14 protein-coding genes and 1 pseudogene are annotated in these 11,211 nt (G+C 57.2%); 3 read left to right on the forward strand and 12 right to left on the reverse strand.

All coding sequences use genetic code 11. The features are described 5' to 3' along the window. Positions 1–848 precede the first annotated feature (848 nt). Genes CO676_RS35605 through CO676_RS36630 form a run of 3 tightly spaced genes read left to right on the forward strand, consistent with a single transcriptional unit; the run spans position 849 to position 1,967 of the window. The gene (locus CO676_RS35605; protein WP_179875753.1) at positions 849–1,004 is read left to right on the forward strand and encodes a hypothetical protein; all 156 of its coding nucleotides are present in this window, start codon (positions 849–851) and stop codon (positions 1,002–1,004) included. Between the two features lie 58 nt (positions 1,005–1,062). Beyond that, on the forward strand, positions 1,063–1,722 hold the full coding sequence (locus CO676_RS33275; RefSeq protein ID WP_097524189.1) for a dienelactone hydrolase family protein: 660 nt from the start codon (positions 1,063–1,065) through the stop codon (positions 1,720–1,722). Positions 1,723–1,778: 56 nt separating this feature from the next. Then, a complete protein-coding gene (locus CO676_RS36630; protein ID WP_245424636.1) occupies positions 1,779–1,967 on the forward strand; it encodes a hypothetical protein in 189 nt (62 codons plus the stop codon). Positions 1,968–2,051: 84 nt separating this feature from the next. Here the strand turns inward: CO676_RS36630 and CO676_RS36635 are convergent. From CO676_RS36635 to CO676_RS35010, 12 genes and pseudogenes are all read right to left on the reverse strand, one after another. After that, positions 2,052–2,213 (reverse strand): annotated as a pseudogene (locus CO676_RS36635) (ISL3 family transposase); the annotation flags it as partial. 176 nt (positions 2,214–2,389) lie between these two features. Further along, a complete protein-coding gene (locus CO676_RS33285) occupies positions 2,390–3,460 on the reverse strand; it encodes an ISL3 family transposase (RefSeq protein ID WP_097524190.1) in 1,071 nt (356 codons plus the stop codon). Positions 3,461–3,669: 209 nt separating this feature from the next. After that, positions 3,670–3,981: a hypothetical protein gene (locus tag CO676_RS36640; RefSeq protein WP_245424627.1), complete on the reverse strand. Its 312-nt coding sequence runs from the start codon at positions 3,979–3,981 to the stop codon at positions 3,670–3,672. Positions 3,982–4,001: 20 nt separating this feature from the next. Beyond that, positions 4,002–4,070 (reverse strand): hypothetical protein, encoded by a 69-nt coding sequence (locus tag CO676_RS36645; RefSeq protein WP_245424634.1) that lies wholly within the window; start codon positions 4,068–4,070, stop codon positions 4,002–4,004. A 24-nt stretch (positions 4,071–4,094) separates the two neighbouring features. After that, positions 4,095–4,268: a hypothetical protein gene (locus tag CO676_RS36650; RefSeq protein WP_245424629.1), complete on the reverse strand. Its 174-nt coding sequence runs from the start codon at positions 4,266–4,268 to the stop codon at positions 4,095–4,097. Between the two features lie 48 nt (positions 4,269–4,316). Beyond that, on the reverse strand, positions 4,317–4,484 hold the full coding sequence (locus tag CO676_RS36655; protein ID WP_245424630.1) for an ATP-binding cassette domain-containing protein: 168 nt from the start codon (positions 4,482–4,484) through the stop codon (positions 4,317–4,319). Positions 4,485–4,551: 67 nt separating this feature from the next. Beyond that, a complete protein-coding gene (locus CO676_RS33295) occupies positions 4,552–5,262 on the reverse strand; it encodes an amino acid ABC transporter permease (protein WP_097524191.1) in 711 nt (236 codons plus the stop codon). 57 nt (positions 5,263–5,319) lie between these two features. Continuing rightward, positions 5,320–6,177 carry an ABC transporter substrate-binding protein gene (locus tag CO676_RS33300; protein ID WP_245424632.1) on the reverse strand — a complete coding sequence of 286 codons (858 nt, stop codon included), beginning with the start codon at positions 6,175–6,177 and terminating at the stop codon, positions 5,320–5,322. A gap of 152 nt (positions 6,178–6,329) precedes the next feature. Beyond that, positions 6,330–7,112 (reverse strand): carnitinyl-CoA dehydratase, encoded by a 783-nt coding sequence (locus CO676_RS33305; protein WP_097524192.1) that lies wholly within the window; start codon positions 7,110–7,112, stop codon positions 6,330–6,332. Next, positions 7,105–7,953: an enoyl-CoA hydratase/isomerase family protein gene (locus tag CO676_RS33310; protein WP_097524193.1), complete on the reverse strand. Its 849-nt coding sequence runs from the start codon at positions 7,951–7,953 to the stop codon at positions 7,105–7,107. The genes CO676_RS33305 and CO676_RS33310 overlap by 8 nt, the downstream gene beginning before the upstream one ends. Positions 7,954–7,990: 37 nt before the next feature. Further along, on the reverse strand, positions 7,991–10,120 hold the full coding sequence (locus CO676_RS33315) for an acetate--CoA ligase family protein (protein WP_348628092.1): 2,130 nt from the start codon (positions 10,118–10,120) through the stop codon (positions 7,991–7,993). Positions 10,121–10,678: 558 nt separating this feature from the next. Beyond that, the gene (locus CO676_RS35010) at positions 10,679–10,978 is read right to left on the reverse strand and encodes a transposase family protein (protein ID WP_179875755.1); all 300 of its coding nucleotides are present in this window, start codon (positions 10,976–10,978) and stop codon (positions 10,679–10,681) included. Between the last annotated feature and the right edge of the window lie 233 nt (positions 10,979–11,211).

The following is an 11,211-nucleotide window of genomic DNA, read 5'->3' on the forward strand; positions in this document are numbered from 1 at the left end:
GCGAGGCCGCGAAGTCGATTACCGGAATTGCGCTTCCGATCGATGGCGGGTGCTTGGTGGTTTAAGCGTTTCTGAGAGCAGTGTTTCCTCAGCTCATCGTCCCATTTGAATTCGTTATCCTGTCACTGATTGGTGCTTTGGTTGTGCCGAAGTGCACTTGAAATGTTTCAGCGACATCAGTGGGCACGCGCTCTGAATTCGCAAAGTGAATTTTATTCACGTATCGGCTGCACAAAATCAATTGAACAAAGGGCATAGAGAGGTTGACCTCGACATTGCAGCATATGTTGGTGGTTAGCGCCATGGTGGAGGGGTAAGCTACGGCCGCACATTCAGTGGAACTTCCAACAAGTCTCTGCCCGCTTCAAACAAATCGAAGAGGATGATATGATAACCGGAGGTAAACTTGGTTACAATCAATGTTCGGGTGGCCAGCTGCAGCGCCTCTCAATTGCTCGCGCTGGCCTATTCCCCGAGCATTCTTTTGATGGACGAGCCGCTGGGAGCGCTGGACCGGACGTTTCGCCGGGAGATGGCCGAGGAGATCAGGCGCGTCCACCGCAACCTGAAGACGACCTTCATCAATGTCACCCATGATCGAGACAAGGCCATGACGCTAGCCGATCGCGGGCCGATCATGGATGGCGGAAAGATCGTGGCCGACGATCGGCCGGAAATCCTCTATGAGTGCCGGAACTCTGCTTTCGTGGCGAAGTTCTTCTCGGGCATGAATGTGATCCCCGGGAGCCTACTTTCCGGCAACGGGGCTGGGTGGGGACGTCGGTGTCGCGCCGGTCGCGATCGGATTTTCCCGGCCGGAAGCCGAGCATTACACGCTCGAGGCGGTGATGATCGACCTAGGCGACAAGGTGCAGATCCTGCTGTCCGACCCACGTTTGAATTGCGAGCTCATCGCACATGTTCCGGCCGCGCAGTCGGCCTTCGTCCGCGAGCAGGCCGTGATCGCCTATCTCACGAGGGCGAACGTCATGCGGCTGACCTGAGCAAGGGCTTTGCATGCCAGACGCCAGCCTGTTTTGAAGTTGAGAAAGGGTAGAGCGCGTGGGCGAAACGATCAGCCTGAAGGAAGGCACCGGCTATCTTGCCCTGAGCGGTGGGGCCAATGCTCCCGGCGTTGTCGTCATCCAGGAGTGGTGGGGACTCCAGGACCAGATCAAGGGCGTTTGCGACCGCTATGCGGCGGCGGGCTTCGACGCGCTGGCGCCTGACCTCTATGCCGGCAAGACGATACCTTACCACGACGAGGTCGCGGCCGGCGCGGAGATGGACAGCCTCGACTTCCTGAGCGCCACTGATCTTCAAGTTCAGGCGGCGGCGGAACATCTCGCCCGCCCTGGTCGCAAGATAGGGCTTACGGGATTCTGCCTCGGCGGCATCGTCGCCATCCTCGGCGCGATCCGGCTGAGCAACTTCGCCGCGTCGTCCTGCTACTACGGCATTCCGTCGTCTGAACAAGGCGATCCGGCTGAGATCGCCATACCGCTGCTGGGCCATTTCGCAAACCGAGACACCTGGTGCACGCCCGCGATGGTGGATGCTCTTGAAGAGAGCCTCATTCGCCACGGAAAGGACCACCGCATCTTCCGCTACGACGTCGATCACGGCTTCTTCAATCCGGACGTGCCGGAATATGACTCCGCCGCCGCGGAGCTCGCCTGGCAGCGGGACATGGCTTTCTGGGCCGAACATCTCCGTAACTGAGAAGCCGCAGGTTCACGCAAGATCGTACCTACCGAATGCCGATGGAGGAATTGATGGTGAAGAGCTGGTTATTCAGGGACAAGGACGATGCTGGCGGATGGGTCGAGCATCGGCAACGGGACCCGCCGGACGAGCCGGTGTGGGTTCAGGTCGTCGGGTCCGGTCTCAATTACAAGGACACCCGGTCCTTCACCCGCTCGGCGCCCATTTCCCTCTCGGCCCGGCTCCAAAAACGGCTTTGCTGAGGTCTGCAAGCTTGTTGGTGTCAATGCCGACTGAAATCTCCCCAAAAGTGGGCTCTTCCGCAATTTCGGTGCAACTCGGGTTCCTATGATCCGGCAACGAAGGAGATCAATGCCGGCTCGTCCATACATGGATCGTTTAATGAACTTTAGCCTGTTGATTTTGCCCTCTACGGGGCCGGTACTCCAAGGCAATGTCAGCGCAGCTCGAACGGCTTCGATGTCGCGAAGGATTCCTCGCGCAAATGATGACATCGGCCCTCTAACGGCATCGTCCAACCATGGCTGCAGCGCACCAATATCCCGGTCGCAAATCAGGGACTGGAAGCGGCGCGACAGGTCAGCGGCGACGGAGTCCGGCGAGGCGGAAGAGATCGCAGCGATGAAGGCTTTCTCGTTCGCCGGAAGAGTTTCAGAATCTACGGTCAGGAGACGGGTGGTTTTGCGAGGCGACGGTATGCTCCAGGCCGGCTTGGACGGCTTGCCTGAAAGCGACGGAGCTGGAATGTCATCACGCATACGGGCCCCACTGACGAAAGGTCGTTGCTCTCCCGGAATATCGTCTCTCGCAAACCTCCCGGTAAAGCTGGGTAGCGTTGCGACAGCCTTGAAGCCAACGTCTTCGGACGTAGTCTGCGTGAACGTCGGCGGGATGCCTTCCTTTCCCATGTTCCCGGCCGTTTATCTTTCAGCCATTTCCGTATGGTTTTGAGATCGACGCCGAGCTCACGCTTGATCGCCAATTGGCTCCAGCGCAAACTGTTCAGTCGGGATACCTCGTCGAAAAGAACACGCCGGCTTCTGTGCTGATTATTTCGTCGTCGTCCATTTCGCCTTTCGGAATGCATATCTTTTGCACTCACGTCGCCGGCGTGACCATGCGCGCAATATTGCGCCGTAAGAGTTTTCGCAACATCACGAATAAGCCGATAACGCCGCTCGACGACATTCTGCAAAGCATCGGAACAATTTCGCAGGAGATGCCAGCGATCAGCGACTTGTCGCGCTTTCGGCGCTCCTTCGCGGGCGCCACGCGCATAAGCACCAGCCCTGTCTCGGGCAATAATTTCAACACCGGGATGGCCGGCAAGCCATTCTGAAAGCGTATCCTTCTCACGGTCGGGTAGCAGGTCCACGACATTGTTCGTCTCGAGGTCGACAAGGATCGTTCCATATCGCTGTCCGCGCCGCCAGGCCCAGTCGTCCACGCCAAGAATACGAGGTGCTTCATGATCGGATTCGGTTTGTGACCGCACGATCCGGAGGATCGTATCAGCGCTCACAGGCATGCCAAGACGGGTCACGAGCCGCATGCCTGCCTCACCTCCCAATGCCATGCCGATGCTGCGATGAACATCTTCCAGTCGTGCGGTGCGCCGGCGATAGCAGCAGGTCACGTCTCGATCGTTCTCGGCGAATATACGCCTTTGGCATCGCTTGTTGCTGCAACGCAAGCGTCGAACATGACAGTAATCGTAACGGAACGCCCCTGCCATGGAAGGTCGGAAAGTCGTCGATCATAGCAACTATGGATGCGGTAAAAGGTTTTGCGGCAATCGGGGCACTTTGCTCCCATCGACCGAAAACGGCAATGGATCGATACCGCATCTGTCGATCGATGAACCTGATCGACAACCAGAGAGGATGGTATCAACGGTAGAACGCGCTTTCCCATTCACATGCTCCTGCTGATTCGTGTTTTGAATCAACAGGATTCAGAAAGTTGCACCGAAATTGCGGAAGAGCCCACTTCTGGGGAGTATTCATCCGGTATCGACAGATCGGAATGCCGGCGGGTTTCACGTCGGAATCCGCAGATGGATCCTTGAATTGAGGCCATGAATTGCTTCAGAGCGTCCGAATTCGGATTGTCGAATAGCTCGCTGCCGCTTTCGATGATGTTGCCGTCCGATACGAACTGGATGCTGCCGGCAAGCGCCCGCGCAAAGGCCATTTCATGCGATACGATAATCAGGGTGAGGCCCGAACCTGCAAGCTCGCGCATCGCTTCGAGCACGTCGCCAACGAGTTGCGGGTCTAGCCCGAGGTCGGTTCATCGAATAGAATGGCGTCGGGCTCCATCGCGAGTGCTTTATCTATTGCCACCCGCTGCTTTTGACCACCCGAAAGCTAGGCGGGATATTTTTCTTCATGATCGGACAGCCCGAACTGGACAAGCAGACGGCGCGCAGTTGCGATAGCCGCCTGCCTGGCTTGTCCCTTCACAATCATCGGCCCTTCGATAACATTGCCCAGAACGGTCCTGTGATTGAACGGATTGAAGTGCTGGAAGACCATTGGCATCTTCGTCCGCCCTGCACGCAATTGTGGGTCGTGCGCCAGACGAAACCCTCAGGAATCCTCTTCGCACAGTGCTTTTCCCCCCAAGCGGATCGTGCCGCCGTCTGGCCTCTCTAGAAAGTTAATGCAGCGCAACAGGGCAGATTTTCCACCACCGCTCGGCCCGATGATAAAGGCGACTTCGCGCTTGCTGACGCTCAGGTCGACGCCTCGCAACACGGGAACGGCTTTGAAGGATTTCTTCAGCCGTTGATCTCGATCAGCGGACGGTCAGCCTCCACCACCATTATCGTGGACCCCCGTCCGCGATGCGCATGGCTAGGAACGAAGGCGATCGCAGGTAGGCCGGTGTAAGCCACCACTCGACCAGCTTTACAATGCGGGAGGCGAAGAAGCTCATTACAAAATAGATCAGCGCGACAAGAAGATATATCTCCATGCTTCTGAATGTGGAGGCAATGATCATGCTGCCCTGTCGAAGAAGTTCGTTAACGGCGATGAAGGATACAAGGGAACAATCCTTGAGAAGCGCAATGAAGTATCCGCCCATGGTCGGCAAGGCTACCCTGAACGCCTGCGGGAGGATGACACGCTGATATATCTTTGTCTGAGACATGCCGATCGAAAGCCCGGCCTCGCGCTGGCCGGTGCCGATGGACATCATGCTCGCCCTGAACATTTCGGACATGTAGGCGCCCAAGTTGAGGCTCAAACCCAAAACACCTGCCCAGAACGCCGGCAGCGAAATGCCGAAGCTGGGGAGCGTGAAATAGATGACCAGAAGCTGGACGATCTGCGGAACGTCCCGAAATACTTCCACGTAACTGTTTAGGATGAAGCGCAGGATGCGCGACCGGCCCATGCGTCCCAGCGCCACCAGAAGACCGAGGATGGTGGCGAAGATCATGCTTATGACGGAAAGCTGGATTGTCACCGCCGCGCCTTCGAGCAGTCGAGGCAGATACTTGGGAGTGAGTACGAAAAGGAAGTCGTGCATTGAACTACCGCCGAGAGGGGATCGACCCGCAGCGAGACGCCGGGCCGATCTGTAATTTTACTTCATCAGGCTTACTTGGGTCTCATCCCACAGGCCGTACCGCTCGAGGATTTTCTGGCGCACGCCCTGCTCGTTCATCTTCTTGAGAGCGGAGTTAAGTGCGGCCACTAGGTCTGCACATTCGGGTCGAGTAGCGATCCCGACCGCGCCGAGCCGGTAGTCAGCCTTGGCTTCGGCTTCCTCCCACTCCGCTCCCGGCACATAGAACAACGGCTTCCCGATGACGCGCAGGTCGTCGTTCTCGGACATCTGGCCGAGCAGCGTCGCCTGGTCCAGCACGACGGCATCCACCTGATCATTGCGCAGGGCCTGAAAAGGTTCTCCGAAGTTGTTGAAATCGAGCACTTGGCCGACCTCGCCTCTTTCGGCGAGGGAATGGGCCACGATAGAATCCATGGACCCCATGACCGATCCAACCGTTTTGCCCTTGAGGTCCCCCGGCTCCTGATATTCCGAATCCTTCTTGACGATGAGGCGGTCGTTGTACATGAAGTAGGGGTCGGTGAAGACGATGCCACCTTCCTGCATGCGCTGCTGCGTCTTCGACATCGCGGACATTATCACGTCCCATCGCTTTGCGTTGAGACCGGGGACGACCGTCGACCACTCGGTGACGATATATTCGTAGCGCGAAACACCGATCTCTTTGGCAAGAAAATCCAGCATCTCTTTTTCCAGCCCGGCGTAGCTGCCGTCGGCCTCCTGCCATATCCACGGCTTCAGCCCCATGATGCCGACGCCTACTTTGAGAACGCCGCCAGACTTGATGGCAGGCAGGCATTCGGCCTGAGCGAGTGTTGTGGACCCCATCAGAATCAGGGCAAGTCCGACCCCGAGCAGCTTCAACTTCGTCATATCCATTCCCCTTTTTTTGTGTTGCTGGCACTAGTTAACTTCGATCAATCCGACAGCCGATCGGGACCATACTCGGCGATTGAACAGCTGAGCGGTTCACGGGCAGCCTTGGTGGCATGTCGACCATGGGGAACATCGTCCCCATAATCCGACTATTTCCCCATCCAGACCGGATCTCGTTTTTCGGCGAAGGCCAGGCGGCCTTCGAGTGCGTCCTCTGAGCCGTAGAGCGTGTCGACGGTCGCAAGCTGACGGCCTGTCACGCGGTTCATGGTGTCCTGAAAAGTGAGCCCCTCGGCCACACGCGCTGTTTCCTTAATTGCAGCGAAGACCAGCGGCGGGCCACTGGCAAGCAGTCGCGCGATCTCCCAGACGCGCTCCTCGAGCTTTTCCTTAGGCAGCACCTCGTTGACTACACCCCAGCGATGCGCCTCGGCGACATCCATCCAGCGGCCAGTGAGCAGAAGCTCCATCGCGATATGGTGAGGAATGCGCTTCGGCAGCTTGATCGTTGCCGCGTCGGCCAGCTGTCCTGCCCGGATCTCCGGCAGCGCAAAGGAAGAATGGTCGGCGGCGTAGATCAGGTCGCAGGAGAGCGCTAGTTCGAATCCACCGCCAACCGCCATACCACTGACGCAGGCAATAACTGGTTTGTTGAGGTCAGGGAGTTCCTGCAGCCCACCAAATCCGCCGACGCCATATTCTTGCTCGCCAGCGTCAACGCTGGCTGCCGCCTTGAGATCCCAACCAGCACAGAAGAACTTGTCGCCTGCTGTCTTGACGATGGCAACGCGCAGCTCTGGATCGTCGCGAAACTCCTTGAATGTCTGCCCCATTAGCACCGATGTACTCCGGTCGATGGCATTTGCCTTCGGCCGATCCAATGTGACCTCAAGGATGGAACCTTCGCGGCGAGTTTTGATGACATCAGACACTCTTCTTCTCCTGCTCAAAAGGTGCAAAGATCGACTGCAGCCATTGGTTTGCTGCGGCGAGTCCTTCAGAGACGCGGATTTCGTCGTAGCGTTTGAACTCGGAATCCGAAGTCGACATGATCAAATTGGCTTCCGAACCGTAACGCAAAGCCGACTCGAATCCTGCTGCGATCATCGTGTTATTGAGTGCCCGCTTGTGCCAAATTAACGTCGGCATAGCGACCCGCGACATACGCTTCGCAATTCGAATGACTTCTTCCTCAAGCTGTTCCTTGGGGAAAACTCGGCTTACTAGCCCCAGCCGATACGCTTCCTGCGCATCGAACATGTCTCCAGTGTAGATCAGCTCTCGGCAGCGTTGACCCATGATCCACGGGACCGACATCATCTGAATACCGAGGCCATACCGCACCTCAACAGCTCCAAAGCGCGAGTTGTCGGAACAATACCGAACGTCACACATCGTAATGAAATCCAATGCCCCGCCCAGGCAATACCCGTCGATCATCGCGATCACAGGTTTCGAGCACTTGAACGGAGAGTAATGGAACTGGAAAGTAGTATCGAGAATATGCTTATATTCGTCGACGGGGCCCTGCTTCTTCTTCTCGGCGCCGTCGGCGTATTCCTCATCAAGGTCAAAGCCTGCCGAAAAAGCACGTCCGCCCGCACCCGACACTACGATCACGCGAACTTCGGGATCCTTATCGGCCGCCGCGAGCGCATGTTCAATTTCGTCGCAGAGTTCCACCGACATCGCGTTCATTTTCTTCGCTCGGTTCAGAATGATCCGCGCAACTCGATCGTCTATTTCGTAGATAATGTTGCTGTATTCTGCCATCTGTCTCTCCTAATTTCTCATTGCAGATACTATGTCGCTAATTTAGCTCTTCACGGAGGCCAGCAGGTACAATCAACGCATCTACCGCAACGACGCCCCGCTGGCGAACGATCAGCGGATTAATATCAATCGACCGAATTTGCTCGCCGAGGCCCCGAGCGATCGCGTCGAGCTGTCTCACAGCACCAACTAGGGCTTCTATGTCGAGATGAGGGGCACCGCGGAATCCGCGCAGAAGCTTTTGTACCCGCAGTTCAGAAAGCATTTGCTCCGGCTCACCGACTCGAAGACCCCCAGGGCGGAGTGCTGCGTCGTCCATAAGTTCCGTCCAGATGCCACCCTGGCCAACCACTATGAATGACCCAAGAACGTCATCGGTCTCCAGACCCAGGATCATCTCGATCCCATCTCGGACATATGGTTGAATGATGAGGACTAGCGAACCTGCCGCGAACAATCTCGCCGCTGCCGAAGACAATTCTTGCGCATCCCTCAGGTTTACTATCACGCCGGATAGCTCAGTTCGATGCAGCACGTCCGTATCGCCAATTTTCGCAACAACGGGATATCCGACTTCGTTTGCCGCGTTGACTGCAGCGTCGACGTTTGTAACGAAGCGGCTTTCCACAACCGGGATGCCGGCAGCGGCCAGAAAATCCAGAGCCGGCTTTCCTGAGAATGGCAGGCCGCCTGAAGCGCGGAGTCGGCTCGCCATGCTGAGGTTGTCGATCGGCGAGTCATCTGCCATCGGCGGCAAAGGCTGTGACCATGTCACGGCGCGATCGAGGGCGCGGAAAACCTCCCGCTGGCCCAAAACCACAACATTTTTTTCCAAGAAATCTTCGACCTTTTCGGGCGATAACGAACCATCCACCGGCGTTATCAAAGTGACAAGCTTATCCGTTGCCGCAGCGACCTCCACTGCGCAGGCGCCCCACAATTCGTAAACCGCGCCGGTTGCACCATGGTGAGTCGGATCATAGAGAGCTGCGAAGATATCGACATTTGGATCACTAGCGATCGTCTGGAAGATCTTCCTGGAACCGTGCTCGATGTCGTCAATACCCCAAAAGTCCAGTGGGTTCCTGACAACACCGTTATCGGGCAGAAGGCTGCCAAGCGTATCTACTGTATGGCTCTGAAAGTCGGCATAATGAACCGCGGCGCAGTTCGTCAGGCCGTCCGCATACATTTGGACCAGTCCACCTGACGGGCAGGCTACTCCAAGCCTGCCACTACCCGGAGATCGTCCGGCTTGCGCAACGGCGGCGGAAGCGAGCATTTCTTCGAAAGTGTCTACCTGGATCACACCGTGTCTTTTGAACAATTCGCGATAGAACCGATATGGCGCGGTGAGCGCGCCCGTGTGCGCAGTGGCGAGCTCTCTCGATGCCTCGGTGCGTCCTGGCTTCAGTAGAATGACGGGCTTCCCTGCCGCGCGCGCCCGATCGCATTCGAAGAAGAAGCTCTCAGGATCACGAATTGCTTCGATAAAGCCGCAGATCACTCGTACTTTCGGGTCATCCACGAAGTAGCGAAGGAAGTCGGCACTCCCCGTGACGGCCTCGTTCCCGCAGGTGATAGCGTGGCTCCAACGCACGCCGCGCCCACTTCCCTGTAAGGCGAGTCTAGTACCTCCGCCCTGCGAAATGAGGGCAACGCCGCCTGGGCGCAGGACTGGGATTGGGTCAATGCTGAGATGCACACGATCAACCCAATTGGTCACCCCGCCGGAGTTCGGACCAAGAACGGCCATTCCCGAAGACCGCGCGATGTCCACAATCCGTGCTTGGGCTGCCGCACCCTCCGCTCCGGCCTCTGCGAAGCCGATTTCGGGAATTACGGCTGCTCGCACTCCGGCGTCTGCGGCCTCTTCAAGCGCGGCGACCGTAGCGTCGCGATTTCGCAGAATGAGGACAGCATCCGGCACGAACGGCAAATTTTTGAGTGACGGATAGCAAGGATAACCTGCAACCTCATCGTACTTCGGATTCACCGCCGCCACTTTTCCCGAGTACCCGATCCGATTGTAACCTTCAAGCGGCTCGCGGCGCACGTCGGATGTCGGACTTGCGCCAATCACCGCTACCGAATCTGGTCGGAAGAGCGCTGATAGCGCGCGTTGGCTGAGCGGCCTCGATATTGGGGAACGGGAGTGTGGAAGCACGTTATCCTCATTTGTAGTGGAGCGGGCTGCGTCGGCAGCCCCCAAACAAAATTTTAGTAACTTCTATTCGCCGCATGGTCGGCGACCGTGATTGATCATTCAATTGATTTTTTGTCATCTCATGTGAATACTGTTCACAGCACCGGAGTATGAGAACATGCGCACGTGATGTCGCCCAACCTTCATCGCCGAAGGTAGCGGGCCGAACGATCACCGAGTGAATTCTGCTAACGTGAAAATGCCCGTATTGACTTATCGGACGGGCGGGCAAGTCTTCCAGAAACGCAGCGATCATATTGGCGTCGAGGTCGTCCAACCCGAGCGTGGCGAGCTCACGATGGTGACACTGCGCCGCGAATTGCAACAGTAGCTTAAGCGTGTCGCGATAGGCGCGGTCAAGGACGCGATTGCGCTGCAGATCGCAGATAATCGTTCCGTAGCGTTGCCCTTTGCGCCACGCCAGTCATCGACTCCAACTACGCGCGGCGCCGATTTGGGCTCACACGCAGCCTACCATTCGCAGTAGCGTGTCGCCGCTGACCGGCATGCCAAGCTTTCTCAACAGGCGCGAGCCGGATTCTCCGCCCGCGGCAAAGCTAATCGCAAGATGGTGCTCATATAACCGGGTCGTGCGACGTGCTTTTGCAGGCACGGTCTCGGCAAGTCTCTCCGTGAAGATTTTGCGCGGACAACCTGGATTGGAGCATCGCGAACGGCGAGCCTGCAGTTGAACCTCACCACGCACCCATGCCACGGCAGATCGGCGAGCCGACGCTGGTAATGGCTGTGGACGCGCGCAGTTCGCGAGCCGCAACAGGGGCAACATGCTTCTTTCGCTGTCGGGCGCGCAACAAGCACAACCCGATCGGCCTGCGGAAGAATCTGGACTATAGAAAGCTCGGAAGAAATCAGCGGGCGAAGAAGTCCCGCACGGGCAAATCACTGCATTGACTGCGATTCCCATCTTACGGACTTGTTCGCATCCGGTGTGAATCCGCTGCCTGCACCAAATGTGCGGAAGAAAGTCAAATTGTCTTCGTGACAGTGGTGCCGATCATATCGATCGTTCCGGTTTCGAGCGCCGTGAAGAT

Source organism: Sinorhizobium sp. BJ1 (genome assembly GCF_002531555.1).
In the GTDB taxonomy this organism is placed as follows: domain Bacteria; phylum Pseudomonadota; class Alphaproteobacteria; order Rhizobiales; family Rhizobiaceae; genus Sinorhizobium; species Sinorhizobium fredii_B.